Genomic DNA, 18,733 nt, shown 5'->3' on the forward strand with positions numbered 1-18,733 from the left:
AATCACCTCATGGAACCCCCCGTGCGCCCGGCGAGCACCGGAACGATCATCCATGGCGTCGCCGTCGGCGAGGTCCTCGGCGTCTCGACACTGGCGGGAGCCCGGCTGATCGCGGGGGAGCGGGGCCTGGACCGCGTCGTGCAGCGCCTCAACGTGATGGAGGTGCCCGACGTCCTGGCCTGGGTCAAGCCGCACGAGCTGCTGCTCACCACCGGCTACCCGCTGCGCAACACCCCCCAGTCGCTCGGCAGGCTGGTGGCCGACCTCGACGAGCGCGGCCTGGCCGCGCTCGCCATCAAGCTCGGCCGGTACCTCGACGAGCTGCCCGAGGAGATGGTGGAGCAGGCCGACCGGCTGGGCTTCCCGCTGATCCAGCTTCCCGACAACGTCGGCTTCGACGACATCCTCAACCAGGTCCTGACCGACATCCTCAACCGCCAGGCCGCCGTGCTGGCCAGGGCCGAGGAGGCCCACCGCGCGCTGGTCCAGGTCGTGCTCGCCGGGGGCGGGCTGCGCGAGGTGACCGCCGAGGTCGCCGGGCTGCTGGGCGTGGGGGTGGCCGTGCTGGACGGGACGGGGCACGTGCTGGCCGCGGCCGGGCCCGTCGAGCACGTGGCCACGCTGCGTGACGCCCCCGAGGGGCGCCACACCTCGGTGCCGGTCGTGGCGGGCGGCCACCACCACGGCAGGATGGTCGCCTGCGGCCCGGTCGGGTCCATCGGTGACGGCGACGTCGGCATTCTGGAACGTGCCGCTACGGTCGCCGCGCTGGTGGTGACCCGGCAGGAGGCGGTCAACGCCGTCGAGAGCAAGTACCGCGCCGACTTCCTGCGCGACGTGCTCACCGGCAGGGCGGGGGGCTCCGAGCGGGTCGCCTCCCGGGCCAGGGCCTTCGGCTGGGACCTGCAGCGCCCGGTCACCGTGCTGGTGGCCGAGCTCGACCCCGAGGGCGACGAGCGGGCCGCCCAGGACCGCCTGGTCACCTGCTGGACCGGCGCGATGCGCCGCCACGACGCGCGCGGCGCGGTGGCCGGGTTCTCCCACGAGGTCGTCACCGTCGTGGACGCGTCCGTCGACGCGGGCCGCCTGGCCAAGGACGCGGCCGCGGCCTTCGCCGAGTCCCTGCCCGCCACCTTCTCCACCGGCGCCAGCCGCGTCGCCGTCGGGGCCGAGGCGCTGCCCGAGGCGTACGGCCAGGCGCTGAAGGCCGCGCGGGTGGGCCGCCAGCTCCACGGCAACGGCGCGGTCGCGCACTTCGACCAGCTCGGCGTCTACCGGCTGCTGTCCCTGGTCAACGACACCGCCGAGCTGCACGCCTTCGTCCGCGAGACCCTCGGCCCGCTCGCCTCCGACGACGACGCGGAGAACGCCGACCTGCGCCGTACGCTGCAGGTGCTGCTGGAGACCAACCTCAACGTGGCCGAGACGGCGCGCAGGCTGCACTTCCACTACAACACGCTGCGCTACCGGATCGGCAAGCTGGAGCGCATGCTCGGCGGCTTCACCGAGGACGCCCACCTGCGCCTGAACCTCACCCTCGCGCTGCACGTCCTGCGGATGCGCGGGATCTGACGGGCTCACCTCGGGATGTGTCCGGCGTGTACGCGGGATCTAAGCTGGTCGGCGTGAACGAGACCTTCGAGCTGGACACCGAGTACATCCCGCTGTGCGACCTGCTCAAATACTGCGGCGTCACCGAGACGGGCGGGCAGGCCAAGCACTTCATCGCCGACGGCAACGTGCTGGTGGACGGGGAGGTCGAGCTCCGCAAGACCTGCAAGATCCGCGACGGTCAGCTGGTGACCGGCGACGGCTTCGAGATCCACGTGGTCGCGAAGTAGGGCGCGTCGTCCACGAGCCGGGCCGGCGGGCGCGGCGTACGCGATCCTCACCGGGCGGGTAGGTGGGCCGTGCGCGAGGTGTCCACTGGTCGGCCGCTCAGATTTGGCAGATCATGACGGTGTAAGGGCATGCCTTCCGTCCTAACGTGCCCGCAACAGCTGTAAGGGGATTCGCCGGAGGGAAGCCCGCGGGGTGGTTCACCGACCGACGGCCCGGTGAAAGGTGGGGCTCGATGGTTGCAGGTTGGACGAAACACGGCGACGGCAGGACACTCGCCCCGGGAGAGGTGGTCAGACCCGACGAGCGGCTGTCGTGGCCGCGGATGGTCGGGTTCGGGGCGCAGCACGTCGTGGCGATGTTCGGCGCGACCTTCGTCTTCCCCCTGGTGATGGGACTCGACCCCAACGTCGCCATCATGTTCTCGGGCGTCGGAACGATCATGTTCCTGCTCATCGTGAAGGGGAAGGTCCCCAGCTACCTCGGGACCAGCGCGTCGTTCGTGGCCGGTGTGGCCTCCATCCGGGGACTCTTCGGCGGCGACACCCCCGCCGTGGACGCGATCGTCACCGGCGCCATCCTGGTCGTCGGCCTGGTCCTCGCGCTGCTTGGCGTGGCCGTGCACTTCCTGGGCGTGGGGGTGATCCACCGGATCTTCCCGCCGGTCGTCACCGGCGCCGTCGTCATGCTGATCGGCTTCGGCCTGGCGTACGTGGTCGCCGACGTCTACTGGAAGCAGGACCAGTGGATCGCGCTGATCACGATGGTCGTGACGTTGGTGATCATCGGGCTCTTCAGGGGCTTCCTCGGCAGGATCGGCATCCTGCTCGGCCTGGTCATCGGCTTCGTCCTCTCCTGGGTGGCCGACAGGGTCTTCGGGAACATCACCGCCTTCAACGCCGGCACCGGCGCGGTCGACACGCACCCCAGGGTGAACTTCGACAAGGTGGCGTCGGCCGACTGGTTCGGCCTGCCGAGCACGCACCTTCCCGACGTCAGGTTCTCCGCCGTGCTGCTGGTGCTACCGGCCGCGATCGCGCTGTTCGCCGAGAACGTCGGCCACGTCAAGGCCGTCGGCGAGATGACCAAGACCGACGTCGACCCGTACATGGGCCGGGCGGTCGCCGCCGACGGCGCCGCCACCGTCGTCGCCAGTGCCTTCGGCGGCTCCCCGACCACCACCTACGCCGAGAACATCGGCGTGATGGCCGCCACCCGCGTCTACTCGACGGCCGCCTACTACATCGCCGCCGTCATCGCGATCCTGTTCGGCCTCTGTCCCAAGTTCGGAGAGCTGGTCGCGGCCACGCCGGGCGGCGTGCTCGGCGGCATCACCGTCATCCTGTACGGCATGATCGGCCTGCTCGGCGCGAAGATCTGGGTCGAGAACCGGGTCGACTTCGCCGACCCCGTCAACCTCGTCCCGATCGGGGCGGGGATCATCCTCGCGATCGGACCGGTCACGCATATGATCGGTTCGGACTTCAAGCTGGAGGGCATCGCCCTCGGCACCATCGTGGTGGTGGCCGGATACCACCTGCTCCGGGTCATCGCGGGGCGGGGCGGCACCGGTCCGGCAGAGGTGTCCGAGTCACAACGAGAGGCCGCCGGGTGAAGCCACCCCCGTTCGACTACCACGCACCCCGCTCCCTCGGCGAGGCGCTCGACGCCCTCGCCGGGGCCGGGGAGCACGGCAAGGTGCTCGCCGGGGGGCAGAGCCTGATCCCGCTGCTGAACATGCGGCTGGCCGCCCCCGCCCACCTGGTCGACATCAACCGGCTGCCGGAGCTGGCGTTCGTCGACGTCGGACCGCAGGGCGTCCGGGTCGGCGCGCTGGCCAGGCACGCCCAGGTGGAACGGCACGAGCGGGTCGCCGCCGCCCAGCCGCTGCTGCGCCAGGCGCTCCGGCTGGTGGCCCACCCGGTGATCCGCAACCGGGGGACCGTGGTCGGCAGCCTGGCCCACGCCGACCCCGCCGCCGAGCTGCCCGCCGTGCTGACCCTGCTGAGGGGTTCGGTACGGCTGGCGCGGCCCGGCACCGTCAGGGACGTCGGCGCGGATGACTTCTTCACCGGCCCGCTGGAGTCGGCGGTCGCCCCGGGCGAGCTGGCCGTCTCCGCGTTCTTCCCCGCGCCGCCCCCGCGTTCGGGCACCGCGTTCCGCGAGGTCGCCCGGCGGCACGGCGACTACGCCCTCGCCGGGATCGCGGCGCTGGTCGTCCTGGACGACGACCTGAGGATCACCTCTGCCACGGTGGCGTGCGTGAGCCTCGCCCTCGTCCCGCTGCTCGTCGACGTCACCGAGGCCGTCGGCCACCGCCCGGCCGCCTCGGCCGACTGGGCCTCGGCGGCCCGGCTCGTACGGGAACGGGTCGATCCCGAGACCGACATCCACGCGACCGCCGCCTACCGGCGGCACCTCGCCGGAGTCCTCACCGAGCAGGCACTCCGTGACGCCGCCAGGGAGGCCGCGGATGCATGAGATCACGCTGACCGTCAACGGGGTGCTCCGGCAGGCCGAGGTCCCGGCGCGGCGGCTGCTGTCCGACTGCCTGCGGCACGACCTCGGGCTGACCGGCACGCACGTCGGGTGCGAGCACGGGGTCTGCGGGTGCTGCACGGTGCTGCTGGACGGCGAGCCCGTCCGCTCCTGCCTGACGTTCGCGGTCACCGTGGACGGGCGCGAGATCACCACCGTCGAGGGGCTCGCCGGCGGCGACGGCACGCTCTCGCCGGTGCAGCGGGCCTTCGCCGAGTGCCACGGCCTGCAGTGCGGCTTCTGCACCCCCGGCTTCCTGTGCACGGTGACCGCGCTGCTGCGCGACAACCCGGCGCCGACCGACGAGGAGGTGCTGGAGGGCATCTCCGGCAACCTGTGCCGGTGCACGGGCTACCAGAACATCGTCAAGTCCGTCCACCGCGCGGCCGAGATCATGGCGGAGGAGCCGTGAGCGGGTACAGCGGGTGCTTCGCAGCCGCCGAATCCCCGCACGGGCCAGGGGAATCCCCGCACGGGCATGGCGGACACCCGGGTGGACGAGGCGGCGGACACGTCCCGGCGGGCCGTCAGGTGAGGCGATCATGACCACGAAACTGTTCGGCGAGCCGGTCGTCCGGCGCGAGGACCCCAGACTGCTGACCGGCAAGGGCCTCTACGTCGACGACCTGGGAGCCGGGTCGCTGGAGGCGGCGTTCGTCCGCTCCCCGCACGCCCACGCCAGGATCCGCGACATCGACGTCTCGGCCGCCATCGAGGTCGACGGTCTGGTGGCGATCTACACCTGGGAGGACCTGCCCGGCGCGCTCGCCGAGCCGCTGCCGCTGCTCATCCCGCACCCGGCGCTCACCCACGGCCGCACCGCGTACCCGCTGGCCCGCGAGACCGTCAGGCACGTCGGCGAGCCCGTCGTGATGGTCGTCGCCCGCGACCGCTACCTCGCCGAGGACGCCTGCGCGCTCATCCGGGTCGACTACGAGGTCCTCAAGCCGGTGGTCGGCGTGGAGGAGGCCGCGCAGTCGGCCCAGCTCGTCCACGAGGGCGTGCCCGGCAACGTCGGCGCGCACCTGGTCCAGGAGGTGCCCTCGGCCGCCGGGCTCGGCGCGCGCGAGGCCATCGACGCCGCGCCGCACACGCTGTCCTTCCGGCTCGACATCGAGCGCAGCGCGTCCATGCCGCTTGAGGGACGCGGCGTGCACGCCCGCTGGGACGCCGACGACCACTCGCTGCGCGTGCACTCCAGCACCCAGACCTCCACCAGCGTCCGCATGGCCATCGCGGCCAAGCTCGGCCTGCCGCTGCCGAAGGTCGAGGTGATCGCCCCCGACGTGGGCGGCGGCTTCGGCGTGAAGATCGTCCACCCGTGGCCGGAGGAGATCCTGGTCCCGTGGGCGGCGATGACGCTCGGCCACGAGGTCAAGTGGACCGAGGACCGGCGCGAGCACTTCGTCTCCTCCGCGCACGAGCGGGCCCAGGTGCAGTCGGTCCGGGTCGGCTTCGACGACGAGGGCCGGGTGCTGGGCCTGGACGTCGAGATCCTGCACGACCACGGTGCCTACACGCCGTACGGGATCATCGTGCCGATCATCACCTCCACCCAGCTGCTCGGCCCCTACCGGATCGGCGCCTACCGGGTCGAGTTCTCCTCGATCTACACCAACACCGTGCAGGTCACCCCGTACCGCGGGGCGGGCCGCCCCCAGGGGGTGTTCTGCATGGAGCGCACCATGGACCACATCGCCGAGCATCTCGGTGCAGATCGCACGGCGGTGCGCGCGATCAACTTCATCCAGCCCGACGAGTTCCCCTACGACCAGGGCCTGATCTTCCAGGACGGCCGCCCGCTGATCTACGACAGCGGCGACTACCCCGAATCGCTGCGGATGCTCAAGGAGCTGATCGGCTGGGACGACTTCCCCGCGATGAAGGCCCGCGCCGCCGAGGAGGGCCGCACGATCGGGATCGGCGTCGGCTGCTACGTCGAGGGCACCGGCGTCGGCCCGTACGAGGGAGGGCACGTCCAGATCACCTCCGACGGCCGGGTGCACGTCTCCACCGGCCTCACCTCGCAGGGACAGGGCCACGAGACGGTGTTCGCGCAGATCGCCGCGTCCGAGCTGGGCGTGCCGATGGAGCGGGTCTCGGTCGTCACCGGCGACACCCGCAGGTTCGGCTACGCGGTCGGCACGTTCGCCTCGCGCGCCGCGGTGATGAGCGGCAACGCGATCGCGCTGGCCTGCAGGAAGGTGAAGGAGAAGGCCCTGCGGATCGCCGCCGACGCGCTGGAGGCCGACCCCCGCGACCTGGAGATCGTCGACGGGGAGGTGCGGGTGGCGGGCACCCCCGGCGCCTCGATCCCGCTGGCGACCGTGGCGGTGCTGTCCAACCCGCTGCGCTACGCCTTCGACGAGGAGGCGGCCAGGGCCACCCAGTTCGCGGGCGCCGCGTCCTACGACCGGCCGCCGGTGGCCGAGGGGGAGGAGCCGGGGCTGGAGGGCCGCGACTACTACTCGCCGATCCGCTCGACCTTCGCCTCCGGCATGCACGCGGCCGTCGTCGAGACCGACCCGCTCACCGCCGAGATCCGCATCCTGCGCTACGCCGTCGTCCACGACTGCGGAAAGCTCATCAACCCGATGATCGTCGAGGGCCAGATCCACGGCGGGGTCGCCCAGGGCGTCGGCGGGGCCCTGTACGAGAAGATGGTCTACGACGGCCACGGCCAGCTGCTGAACGCCTCCTTCATGGACTTCCTGATGCCGTACGCCACCGAGGTGCCCCACATCGAGACCGCCCACCTGGAGACGCCGTCCCCGCTCAACCCGCTGGGCATCAAGGGCGCGGGGGAAGCCGGGGTGATCCCGGTCTCGGCGGTGATCGCCTCGGCGATCGAGGACGCGGAGGGGATCAGGATCGACAGGATGCCGATCTCCCCGTCGGACCTGTTCGACCTGCGCCGGGCGGCCACGGGCTGACCTCCGGCGTCGTCATGGCTCCCGAGGGCCGGGTCTTCTCGGCCCGGCCTGATGGCGACCCGCTCATGTACACCAGCAGACGTCGTCGGCAGGGTTTCCGCGGCCTCCGCCTTCCGCACGGCCTTGACGCGGCCCGGTTGGACGACGCCGACGGCGAAGCGGTCTTCGAGCGAGCCCCTGACCTTCAGGAAACACCGGACCGTGTCGTCGGCCATCTCCTCGCAGACGGAATTGATCCGGTCGATCCGCTGCGGAACTCGTCAAGTTCGGTGAGACACGGTTGTGTCAGTTGTTCCGTACCCGCCTCTCTCGTTTGCTGGAACCGTTGATCCACGCTGTGGCGGCAACCGCGGATGGGGCCGGTCTCCCGCAGAACCGTCAGGGTCGGCCCGGCAGGCGGCCTCCGGCGTGACGGCCCGCCGGGCGCGGATCCCGGCCAGGGTGCTGAAATGCGCCGAGGGCAGGACGCACCTGCCGTCGCGACGGAACGGCCGTCTCGCGGATGACCATTTTGTCGTTTTTCTGCGCAAAAAGATATCTCATTTCATCATATATCACCTTAAAATGATGACTTGCGATAGGCGGAAAGCATTTCCAGTAGGTAACTTTCGGGAGTGGCACTTCCTTTTCGTGAGATACAAGAAGGTAGACGCAGACGCAATAGGGGTGCCATGAGACAACGGGTGTCACCACCCAGCCCGCACGGAGTGGACGGCTGGACCGAACTGCGCGACCGGCTCGCGGACCTGCACACGTGGGCCGGTCGGCCAAAGCACGGCGTGCTGCGCGAACTGGTACCTGAGCTGGGCGCTCCCTGGCAGTTGTTCGGCGACAAACGGCTGGCGACGCCGTCTCGAGAGCTGGTCCTCAGCGGCGTGCGCGCCTGCCTGCTCGCCGGCGGTGTGGCTCCGGACGATGTCGATGAGACGGTGGAGGCATGGGCTGACGCGTATCAGCAGATTCCACGGAACGAAAACGTCTCAGGACGCGTCACGAATATCACCTTGGAGATCATCGCCGCTTTTCTGACCATCGCCATCGGCGTTCTGGTCAATTTCGCCACCGAATACGAGACCAACTCCTTCCTGTGGGCGCTGCTGGTCATCGCCTCCGGCTTGTTGGCCTTGATCACTCACCGCCTGCTGACCAGAAGATGGATGGGCAGGTCACGCCGGATCGCGTCCGGCGTCGCCGCGGTCGTCCTCCTGGCCGGTTCCGGTGCGTTCGAGATGCTCCGCTCCCAGCCCGTGGTCGTGAGCGGGCCCGCTCTCACCGCACGCGTTCTGGGGGTGGGGCGCGAGTCATCGCTACAGGGCAGCGACTGGGTCTTTGCCGACAAGAAGGTGTTCACCCCCTCGCAGGCGAAGGAGATCGCCGGTCTGGAAGGCGACGACCGGGCCATGCGAGCGCGTGGGGCGGTCGATCCACTCCTGCTCCCGGTGAGCGTGATGCTCGTCGGCACCACCAGAGGCGGCGTCACCGTCACCGGCATGTGGTTGAAGTCGCGCTGCTCACCGCCACTGACCGGAACGTTGCTGCGCCGCCAGCCGGGGGCGGGGCCACAGGACACCCCCAGGCTCGCCTTCGATCTCGACCGGCCCAACCCGCGTGCGCAGGTCTACGCACCCATCGGCACCAGGAGCGCGGACTATTTCCGCGGCAAATCGATCTCCCTCGCGTACAACGAGCAGGTACCCGTCTCCGTGGAGGCGCGCACGCTTCGCAACTCGTGTGTCTTCGACATCGTCGTCGAGTACAGCACGGGTGGAGCCGTGAAGTCCCTCACGGTGGACCGGGACGGCTTCACGCTGGCCGTGACCGCCTACGCGGACGGCTCGAGATCCTCCGTGGCAGTCCGCGACACCAGCGCGTACGCCAGTTACTACCTCTACTCCGACACCGGGGAACCGACGCTGATCCCTCGCAAATAGGAGAAGCCATGTCGCGTACTACGGCGCCCGTCATCGCCTTGGTGCTGGCGCTGTGCGGCGCCTGCAGCACGGCGCCCACTCCGTCACCGATCCGGACCTCGTCGGCCCCCGTCCTGTTCGCCCGGCAACTGCACACGATCCTGCGGACTCCCGTTGCGATCGGTCGGCAGTACGTCTCCCCGCCCACGAGAACGGAGGTCCGAGGCGGCAAGGCCGCCGTCGCGTACGGCTCGGACCTGATCGTGGTGTGGGATCTGGCGACCCGGCGCGAGGTGGTCCGATTCCGGCCGGAAGGCGAGGTGGAAGTGCTGGAGCTGTCGCGAGACGGAGCCAAACTGGCCGCCTCCGACGGAACAGAGCGAGCCACCTTGTGGGACGTCGGCTCCGGCCGGCGGATCGCCCGGCTGCCCGCTTCGGGAAACGGGTTGTTCTTCAATCGCGCCGGTGATCGGTTGCTGCTCGCCGGCTCGTTCTCCACGGTCATGTACGACCTGAACACCCGCAGGCGCACGACTTTCGACGCGAGTGGGCTGCCGCAGGCCGAAGGGCATACCTTTCTCGGGTTCGCCCCCGACGGGCGTACCGCCGTCGCGCTGGCCGGCGGGTACTGGGTGCGGTGGGCTCCACCCGCCGCACCCGAGGCGATCGACGTGGACTTCTCCGCCGTGATCGGCAGCCTGTCCAGCGACGGGGCGCACATGGTCGCGTGGGCGTGGCTGAACACTGCCACGAAGCTCGGTGTGATCGTGGACGTCGGCACGAAGCGGCAGATCGCGAGTTGGCCCGTTCCCGAGCAGCCCGCGGCCGGTCTCGGCTTCAGCCACGATGGGACGCGGGTGTTCGTGGCCACCGACCAGTATGTCGGCGAGCAGCCCAGGAGCACCCTGATCGAGGGGTTGGCCCGTCCGGACATGCGCCGGACGTGGTCGATGACCTTGCCGTACGACGAGACGACACCGGCGCTCGATACGGCCGAGGGGTTCATCACGGTGCGTACCCCACACGAGATCCTCGTCGTCCGCGACGACGGCACGGTCGAGTTGCCGCGCGGGCGCGACAGCAGTCACCTGCCGTTCGTCGGCAGATGGCAGGTGCACGGCCTGGTCCTGACCATCGGTTCGGACCTGCGTGGCACCCAGGTGTGGAACGCGGGCCCCTGCCCGAACGCGGGTGGCATGTGCACGGGACACGCCGAACTCACCTTCACGATGGACCCGCGCGGTCTGGCCGCCACGGTGGCCGACGTGGTCTACAGGAACGAGGCGGGCCAGGGGGTGTCCGGCCATGTCGCGAACGGCCATCCCCGCAAGGGCGACTCATTCGTCCTCGAACGCGTGGACACCGGCGTACTGCGCGTGAGGTCTTCGACCGGCGACGGCAACCCGTACCTGTGCGGCGACGGCGCACGTACCAAATGGAAGACCGAGTGCAACATATGACGTGCCTTCGGAAACACTCGGATGCTTCAGTGGTCGGCCGACAAGATCGTCATCTGTGGGATCTTCCTGTCAGGGGCGATCGCCGACGTCGGTGTCGCCGGCGCTCTCCGTGACGGGCCTGTGGAGTTCCCTGGATCGCAGTGTGGGTGCCGTCGACTCCGGCGGCGGATGCGGGTGCTCGACGCCCTTCGGCGCACCGAGGGTCAGCCATGCGAGCTCTCGGACGTTGGCGGTGTGCTGGGCGTCGGCCACGGCCACGACGTCGGGGGTGGGCCGAACGCGCGACGGCCGGCCCTCACGGTCAGAGTGGCGATGGCGGCGTTGGCACCGCCACCGATCACAGCGCCGATGCCGAACGGTGCCACTCGGCCGAGAACGACAATTCCCTGCTTGGTCCCGTACTTCGTGACGAAGTTCCTTCCCAGGATCTTGTTGATCTGACGCAACGTCTCGACAGGCACCTTGGCGACAACTTGACGTCCCCAGTGCTGCCCCGTACGCTCGGCGACCCTGGCAATGGTGGCGGAGCCGGTCCCGCCGAGCATGATTCCCATCACGATCGTTCGGCGGCGCTCGATCTCGTCGATGGGGACTCCGTGGACCTCGGCGATCGAGAGCGCGAAGAGGGTGCTCAGTTCAAGGGACGAGAGAGCCTCGCCTGCCGACAGTGCCAGCGCGACTCCCGTGCCGACGCCGGGCGCAGCTGCGGCTCCTCCGACCGCGGCACCCGTCCCGGTCAAGGCGCTGACGTACATTCGCTCCAGATTGCGGATCACCTGTGCGGGTGTCGCCTCTGGGTTTCGCTGGCGGGCCCGGGCGATGTTCTTGCGTACCAGCGGGCTCTGCACACCGATCGCCCTGTCCAGGAGGTCGAGGATGCGCTGTTCACGTACGGCTGCTGCCGGAACCGGTTCGCCGAGGGCATCTGTCGCCATGCCTTGAACTCCTGAGGTCGTCACGTTCCAACCGAGTCTTCCACTCGACCGGCCGGGCGGACCTTGCATCAGAGGAATCAGGCCGCCACCCGCGAGAAGAAGGGCGGTCGGCCCGTGAGTCACGACGCCGACCCCCGTACGCCCGGACCGGGACCGATTCGAGCGTTCCCACCTGGTCGCCGTCGTCGGCGAGCCCGAGCAGCCGTCCACCCCGGAGACGGCCAGTACTTCGGCGGGGTCATGGCCGGGTCGACACCGCGCAGGGTCACCAGACGTTGCCCGTCCGCCTCAGAGAGAAGAGCGAGGGCGGCGGGGAGCCGTCCGGGTCACGCGTCGGCGGGCGGGAGGTGTCGCTCGCTCCAGCGCGACAGGGGTTGAAGGGCGGAGATCAGCTCCTCGGCGTCGGGCGTGAGGGCGTACGTGATCTGGACCGGCATGCTGGGGATCACCGTGCGTTCGATGAGCCCGCGGTCCTGGAGTTGCTTGAGCCGCAGCGTGAGCTGCGGATCCGAGACGCCCGGCACCAGGGCGCGGTACTCCTTGAACCGGCGGGCGCCACGGGCCGCGGCGAGCAGGATCGGCCCGGTCCAGCGCACCCCGATGATGTCGATCGCGCGCAGGATGCGGTGGCACTGCTCCTCGTCGACCGGAGCGATGGGCGGATTAGTCACTTCCCAAATGTAAGTAACTTTGGTGTCTTTTGCCAACCCGGATCGGCGGATGGATGCTTTGAGGACCCACGAAAGGGGGCGTCATGACCACTCAAAGCGCGCCGGTGAGCCGGAAGGTGGACCGGGTTCTCGACAAGGTGGACATCGGGGCGACCGCGATGTCCGATCACAGCGCGATGATCATCGCACCGGGCGACAACGCCTGGACCGATCCGTTCCTGGTGATGGGGGAGGAGCTGGTCAACCAGCCGGGGTTCGACTGGCATCCGCACCGTGGGATGGAGACCGTGACCCTGATCCTGGACGGGGCCCTGGAGCACGGCGACAGCATGGGCAACGCCGGTGTGCTCGGGGCGGGGGACGTGCAGTGGATGACCGCGGGGCGGGGCATCATCCACCGCGAGGTCGCCGCGCCCTCGGAGCGGGCTCACATCATCCAGATGTGGGTCAACCTGCCGGCGGACAAGAAGCTGGTACCCACCCGCTACCAGGACCTGCGGGCCGGCATGCACGCCGTGCACACCGAGGACGGTGTGCTGGTCCAGCTGATCTCGGGGGAGACCGGGGCGGCGAACGGGCCGGCGCTCACCCACTGGCCGATCCTGGGCATGGTGATCACGCTCGACCCGAGGACAGAGTACCGGCAGCTGCTCGACGGGGACCAGCGCGCGTTCGCGTACGTGATCTCGGGCCGGCTGACGGTCGCCGGCCGGACCGTGCGGGCCGGGCAGATCGCCTGGTCCGATCCGGTGTCCCGGCAGGGCGAGGCGACCACGCTGACCCTGGCCACCGGCGACGGTGACGAGCAGACCAGGGTGATGCTGTTCGCCGGGCGGCCCATCGGCGAGTCCGTGTTCGCCAGCGGCCCCTTCGTGATGAACACCCGCGCCGAGATCGAACAGGCCTACCGCGACTTCCACTCCGGCAAGTTCGGCAAGGTCCCCCGGCACACACGCCTGCCCGCCGGCACGTGACCGGCCGAGGCCGCCGCCCGGCGAACGGGCGTGGCGACGCCGCCACGGGAGCGCGGTGCGGGGGATCCCCGCACCGCGCTTCCGATCACTTCGCCGGAAAACGGGTCACGGCTCGGAGGTGAGGGTGTCGGAGCCCGTCCCGCCGATGAGCAGGTCGGTCCTGCGGTCGCGGTACAGGGTGTCGTCACCGGAGCCGCCGTACAGGATGTCGGAGCCCGTCCCGCCGTGGAGGCGGTCGGCGCCGGTGCCGCCGTGGACGACGTCGGTGCCCTCGCCGCCGCAGACGACGTCGTCACCGCCGAGGGTGTGGACGAGGTCGTCGCCGCCCAGGCCGACGATCACGTCCCTGCCGGAGGTGCCGCGCAGGACGTCCTTTCCGGAGGTGCCGACGATCGTGGCCCTGAGCCCCTCGCAGTGGAGCCTCGGGTCGACGACCGTGACGGAGAAGGCCGCCTTCGCCGAGAGCTCCCCGTCGGAGACCGTCACCTCGAACGGCACCGGGGTCGCGGGCGCGGTGGACGGCGTCCATCTCACCGTGCCGGTCGCGGCGTCGATCACGGCTCCCTCCGGTGCCTGGCCGAGCGTGTGGGTGAGGGTGTCCCCGTCGGGGTCGGAGGTGCTCACCGCGACGGTCAGCTCGGTGCCGAGCGTCGCGGTCCGGTCGGCCACGGCCTCGACGGCCGGGGCCCGGTTCGGGGTGAGGTCGGTGCCGGTGGCGGAGAAGTCCCTGGTACGGCCGAAGTTGTCGAACGAGCCGAAGCCGGTCCGGCCGGAGGCGAAGGTCTCGTCGGTGGCCGTCATCAGCGGGGTCGCCGAGCCGTCCACGTAGACCGCGATCTCGCCCGTGCCGGCGCAGTGCCGGACGCGGACCCGGTGCCAGTCGGCGTCGGTCACCGCGGGGGCAGCGCCGACCGTGCCGGTCCACTGGTCGTCGATACGGAGCCGGTCGGCGTTGTTCACCACGAAGATGCCGTTGTGCGGGTAGATGGTGTTGTCCTGTGACAGGTGGACGTAGTAGTACTCCGTGTCGGACCGGTGGCCGAAGACGACGATCACGTCCCGGTTGTCGACGCTCACGCTCTCGTCCAGCCTGACCTCGGCGTCGATCTGCACCGATCCGAAGACCGGGCCCTTGGTGAGCACGGCGTACTCGAACGGGCGGCGCGGTCCGGTAGGAGCCGTCCCCGCCTCGGCCAGGATCACCTCGTCGCCGGGGAAGCGCCACTTGGCGGCGGTGCGCGGGGCCCAGCTCGCCTGGGCGGCGGTGCCGGTGACCTTCGCGGTGCCCACGGCGCAGTCGGCGTGCTGAGGGGGCCGGGTGACCCGCCAGATCTTGCCGTTGGCCTTGGACAGGACGAGCAGCTCGCCGTCGCCGTCGACGCCCAGGCGGAAGTCGACCCGGTCGTTGCCGGCCAGCTGCCGCATCGTCACCTTCTGTTCGGCCGCGTCGAACAGCGTCAGCTCCTTGACCGTGGCGAGCTTGGCGCCCCGGACCATCTCCGCGACCTCGGAGTAGAAGATCCGGCCGCTGACGATGTCGCCGTAGACGTACTTGCCGGTGAGCTCCGGCACCGCCTCGCCCCGGTAGACGAAGCCGCCGACCAGCGCGTTGCCGGTGTCGTGGTCGTAGCTGATCACCGGGTAGGTGTAGCCGTACCTCGCGTCGTCGGCGGGCAGGGGGTAGACGTTGGTCGGGTCGGACTTCTTGAACAGGAAGGCGCCCTCGCGCTCGTTCCAGCCGAAGTTGTCGCCCGGCCGCACCTCGTAGACCGAGTCGATGTTGACCTCGCCGATCATGCCGACGTACATCTTCCCGGTGGCCGGGTCCCAGCTGAACCGGTGCGGGTTGCGCAGGCCGTAGGCGTAGATCTCGCCGAGCGCGCCCGCCCGGCCGACGAAGGGGTTGCCGGGCGGCACGCCGTACCCGCCGCCGGGTCCGCCGGTGCCCGCCGGGTCGATGCGCAGGATCTTGCCCTGCGGCACGCCCAGGTTCTGCGGCCCGGTGGTGAAGTTCGGCGTCTCCTCGCCGTCGCCCAGGGCGAGGTAGAGGAGGGTACGGTCGGCGTCCCCGGCCTCGGCGGTCGGGTTGAAGCCGATCTCCTGCACGCCGTGCAGGAAGGTGTCGAAGCCGAGCCTGAGGACCTCGCGCCTGGTGCCGGCGAAGGCGTTCGCGGCCGGGTTCGTCGCGGTCCACTCGGTGATCACGTTGTGCACGGAGGTGCCGGACGGGTACGGCAGGTGAGGCGTCTTCGTGGTCAGCGCCGGGCCCGCCTCGGAGTGGACGGTGTAGAACTTCCCGTTGGTCCGGTAGTCGGGGTGGAAGGTGACGAAGCCGAAGCCGGTCCCGAGGTTGGGGTTGAGCCGGAAGTCGGGGAAGGCGGCGGCGACGTCGAGGAACTGCGCCGGGGCGCCGTTCACGACGAGGTACATCTTGCCGTTCAGGTCGGGCACGTAGAGCCGGCCGGAGCCGTCGGGGATCTCACCGGCGTAGTTGATGCGGGCCCGGGGCGCGGTGGCGTTGCTGGCGGGGATGGTGACGAACTCCCGCAAGGTGACGCCGAGGCCGGTGACGACGGGGTCGCCGGGCAGCGGGTCGGGCAGCGGCAGGTCGCTCGTGTCGGTCACGCCGCAGGCGTCGGCGGCGCCGCCGGGCACCCGCAGGTTGACCCCGCCGGTGTCGACCGCGATGTCGTCGAAGTAGAGGGCTGCGGTGCTGTTCGCGCCGTTGATCGCGGCGAACCGGTCCAGCGCCTCGGCGGTGCCGTTGCGGAAGCCGAAGCGCCGCTCGGTGCCCGCCGGCAGCCGGGTGGTGACCGCGTACGGGCCGCCCCTGCTGTACATCGCGAAGGTGTCGGTCGTGTTGTCGGCGACCAGCCACACGCACTGCCAGGTGTCGGGCGCCCAGGTGCCCGCGGCGGCGAAGGCGCCCCGGTCGCGGGCGTTCAGCGTGGCGGAGTTCTGGTTGTTGGCCTGCACCTCGAAGTCGCCGAATGCGGCGGGCGCGTCCGCGTCGGTCAGCCCGGCGCTGGTGTCGACGTTGCCGGTCCGCTGGAAGCGGAAGAACAGCGTGCCGCTCGCGCCCGGCGCGATGGCGGGGACCGCCCGGTGCGCCCGCAGGTTCGGGCCGGTCATCCGGATCGCCTGGTTCCCGGCCCGCCTCGGGTCGGCGGCGACGGCGACGGCCGCGCCCGAGGTGGTCCAGCCGTCCTGGCCGTTCAGCGCGCCCGCGGTGTAGCCCTCCAGGTCGAGGACCTGGTCGAAGGCGGGGGTGGGGTCGTCCAGGGTGGCGGCGTCGGGGTTGAGGTGGATGTTGTCGACGTAGGACACCCCACTCGGCGGGTCCTCCGGGTCGTTCAGGTGCAGGAAGGTGGCGAGCGGGGCCGAGCCGCCGGTCCGGAAGGCGAAGGTGTCGTCGCCGCCCGCGGCGGCCCGCACCGGCTGTCCGCCCGGCGCGGCGACGTGCACGCGGTAGCTGTCGGCCGCGGTGTCGACCACGGCCCAGATCCGGTGGACCGCGCCGGGGACGATGGTGACGTTGTCGGCGACGCGGTCCTGACTCCCGTCCCTGATGACGAGACCCCGCTCGTCGAAGCGCACCTGTACGGCGTAGTCGTCCAGGTCGAGCTCGTCGCCGGTGGTGTCGAAGCCCAGCCCGGGGGACTCGTCGGCGCTCAGGCCCAGGCTGACGTCGGTCCTGGCCAGGTCGTCGGCGGCGAACTCCAGGAAGAGGGTGCCGGTGGCGCCCTCGGCGATGGCGAGGTCGCCCAGGGTGGCGTAGGCGTTGCCCCGGTAGCGGACCGGCTGGGAGCTGGCGTCGAGCTTGTTGATCAGGGTCTTGCCGGAGAAACCCGCCGGCACCGCGTCGCCCGCGAGGGCGCCGTCGGCGGCGCCGGGGGTGTTGACGTGCCAGGTTCCCTGCGAGCGCAGGCTGCCGTTGTCGTAGTCGTCGAAGGTGGCCAGGGCGCAGAGGGCGGGACAGGGGGGTGCCGCCACGGTGGCCGGGGCTGCGGTGGCCGCGGTGGCCGGGGCCGTGGCGACCAGCGCGAACCCCAGGCCGGTGACCAGGGCGAGCACCGGTGACAGCAGTCGGCGGAGGGGGGTGGGCGGAGCGGGCATCCGGATCCTCTCGGGGGGTGAGCGATCCGTAAGCGCTTGCGAAAGCGCTTACGTTCGGGCCTGCGCAGATGTTAACCCTGAAGATCGGGATGTCAACAGTCGCGATCGCCGGACTGTGCGGCGGAAGGGCTGTGCGGAAGGACTGCGCGGAACGGGTTCGGCGCGGGCTCGACGGGCTCGGAGAGGCTCGGGCAGGCCGGAGGGCTCAGCGGGTGAGGTGGGCCGTTCCGGATCTGGCCGGGACTGGGCCGGTGGAGGCGCGGACGACCAGCTCGTGGCCGGTGCGCCGGCGCCGGGGGCGGGCGGCGGGAGGCTTGAGGACGAGTTCGAGCGCCTGACGGCCCATGCCGATCATCGGCAGGCGGATCGTGGTCAGGCCCGGGTAGACGTCGGCGGCCACCGGGATGTCGTCGAAGCCCGCGATCGAGACCTCGCCGGGGATCAGCCGACCGTCGTGCAGCAGCCAGGACAGCGCGCCGACGGCCATCGGGTCGTTGAGCGCGATGACCGCGGTCAGCTCCGGGTGCCCGCGCATCAGCCGCGCGGTCGAGGACGCGCCGCCCTCGCGGGTGAAGTCGCCGTGCACGACGGGGATCGCCCCCCAGCTCAGCCCGCGTGCCTCGGCGGCGCCGCGCAGGCCGGTGAGCCGGTCCTCCACCGTGGTGAGGTTGGCCGGGCCGCCGACGACGCCGATGTCGCGGTGGCCGAGGTCCAGCAGGTGGCGCATGATCGTCTCCGCGCCGTCGCGGTTGTCGGGCAGCACCGCGTCGACCGGCAGGTGGTGGCGGCCTATCACCGCCACGCGGCCTCCCGCCGAGCTGAAGGAGGCCAGCTCGGCGGCGGTGTCGACCTCGGTGTCCGCCTCGACGTACCCCGAGCCCGCCAGGACGATCGAGGTGACCCGGTGGGCCCGCAGCGTGCGGATGCGCGCCAGCTCGGAGCGCGGGTCGCGCTCGGTCTGGCTGATCATGGCCATGTAGCCGCGGCTCTCGGTCTCGCGCAGCACGCCCCGGGCGATCTCGGCGAAGTAGGGGTCGCCGACGTCGTGGACGATCAGCCCGATCATGGAGGCCTGCCCGCCGGCGAGGGCCCTGGCGTGGCTGTTAGGGACGTAGCCGACCTGGGCCGCGACCGCCTGGACGTGCGCCGCGAGCGTGGAGCTGACCCCGCTGCTCCCGGTCATCGCGCGGGAGGCGGTCGCGAGCGAGACCCCCGCGGCTCGCGCGACGTCCACCAGACGCGGGATGGCCGGACGCTCTTCCATTGGCGAAGTCACCCCTTGTCACGTCGCTGTAATGCGTGCCATGGTAACCGAAAGCGCTTACGAAAGCGCTTTCGAAGACGAAACCGATCCATG

Annotated in this window: 13 protein-coding genes; 9 read left to right on the forward strand and 4 right to left on the reverse strand. The window is 70.7% G+C overall.

The window, feature by feature from the left end; translation table 11 throughout:
• Positions 1-9 precede the first annotated feature (9 nt).
• The 8 genes from AC5L38_RS00955 to AC5L38_RS00990 all read left to right on the forward strand — a co-directional run bounded on the left by AC5L38_RS00955 (position 10) and on the right by AC5L38_RS00990 (position 10,680).
• Entirely contained in the window at positions 10-1,572 is a 1,563-nt protein-coding gene (locus AC5L38_RS00955; protein ID WP_495240796.1) for a PucR family transcriptional regulator, read from the forward strand.
• A gap of 53 nt (positions 1,573-1,625) precedes the next feature.
• Positions 1,626-1,841, forward strand: a complete 216-nt coding sequence (locus tag AC5L38_RS00960) for an RNA-binding S4 domain-containing protein (protein ID WP_495240797.1) — start codon at positions 1,626-1,628, stop codon at positions 1,839-1,841.
• A 233-nt stretch (positions 1,842-2,074) separates the two neighbouring features.
• Positions 2,075-3,454 carry a uracil-xanthine permease family protein gene (locus AC5L38_RS00965; RefSeq protein ID WP_495240798.1) on the forward strand — a complete coding sequence of 460 codons (1,380 nt, stop codon included), beginning with the start codon at positions 2,075-2,077 and terminating at the stop codon, positions 3,452-3,454.
• Positions 3,451-4,320, forward strand: coding sequence for an FAD binding domain-containing protein (locus AC5L38_RS00970; protein WP_495240799.1), 870 nt, complete (start codon positions 3,451-3,453; stop codon positions 4,318-4,320). The genes AC5L38_RS00965 and AC5L38_RS00970 overlap by 4 nt, the downstream gene beginning before the upstream one ends.
• Positions 4,313-4,789 (forward strand): (2Fe-2S)-binding protein, encoded by a 477-nt coding sequence (locus tag AC5L38_RS00975; RefSeq protein WP_495240800.1) that lies wholly within the window; start codon positions 4,313-4,315, stop codon positions 4,787-4,789. Before AC5L38_RS00970 ends, AC5L38_RS00975 begins: the two co-directional genes overlap by 8 nt.
• Before the next feature lie 130 nt (positions 4,790-4,919).
• Positions 4,920-7,310, forward strand: a complete 2,391-nt coding sequence (gene cutA, locus AC5L38_RS00980; protein ID WP_495240801.1) for an aerobic carbon-monoxide dehydrogenase large subunit — start codon at positions 4,920-4,922, stop codon at positions 7,308-7,310.
• 707 nt (positions 7,311-8,017) lie between these two features.
• A complete protein-coding gene (locus AC5L38_RS00985; protein ID WP_495240802.1) occupies positions 8,018-9,241 on the forward strand; it encodes a hypothetical protein in 1,224 nt (407 codons plus the stop codon).
• A gap of 8 nt (positions 9,242-9,249) precedes the next feature.
• Entirely contained in the window at positions 9,250-10,680 is a 1,431-nt protein-coding gene (locus AC5L38_RS00990) for a WD40 repeat domain-containing protein (RefSeq protein WP_495240803.1), read from the forward strand.
• A gap of 203 nt (positions 10,681-10,883) precedes the next feature.
• Here AC5L38_RS00990 and AC5L38_RS00995 read toward each other — a convergent pair whose 3' ends face one another.
• Together AC5L38_RS00995 and AC5L38_RS01000 are read right to left on the reverse strand one after the other, a co-directional pair.
• Complete coding sequence (locus AC5L38_RS00995; protein WP_495240804.1) at positions 10,884-11,615, reverse strand: hypothetical protein; 732 nt, start codon at positions 11,613-11,615, stop codon at positions 10,884-10,886.
• A gap of 326 nt (positions 11,616-11,941) precedes the next feature.
• Positions 11,942-12,286 (reverse strand): winged helix-turn-helix transcriptional regulator, encoded by a 345-nt coding sequence (locus AC5L38_RS01000; RefSeq protein ID WP_495240805.1) that lies wholly within the window; start codon positions 12,284-12,286, stop codon positions 11,942-11,944.
• A gap of 83 nt (positions 12,287-12,369) precedes the next feature.
• Here AC5L38_RS01000 and AC5L38_RS01005 point away from each other — a divergent pair, with 83 nt between their 5' ends.
• Complete coding sequence (locus tag AC5L38_RS01005) at positions 12,370-13,260, forward strand: pirin family protein (protein WP_495240806.1); 891 nt, start codon at positions 12,370-12,372, stop codon at positions 13,258-13,260.
• A 105-nt stretch (positions 13,261-13,365) separates the two neighbouring features.
• On the opposite strand, the gene AC5L38_RS01010 is transcribed toward AC5L38_RS01005, so the two are convergent.
• Both AC5L38_RS01010 and AC5L38_RS01015 read right to left on the reverse strand, forming a co-directional pair.
• A complete protein-coding gene (locus tag AC5L38_RS01010; protein ID WP_495240807.1) occupies positions 13,366-17,376 on the reverse strand; it encodes a PQQ-dependent sugar dehydrogenase in 4,011 nt (1,336 codons plus the stop codon).
• Positions 17,377-17,581: 205 nt separating this feature from the next.
• Complete coding sequence (locus AC5L38_RS01015; protein ID WP_495240808.1) at positions 17,582-18,640, reverse strand: LacI family DNA-binding transcriptional regulator; 1,059 nt, start codon at positions 18,638-18,640, stop codon at positions 17,582-17,584.
• Between the last annotated feature and the right edge of the window lie 93 nt (positions 18,641-18,733).

The organism is Streptosporangium nanhuense (genome assembly GCF_059358815.1).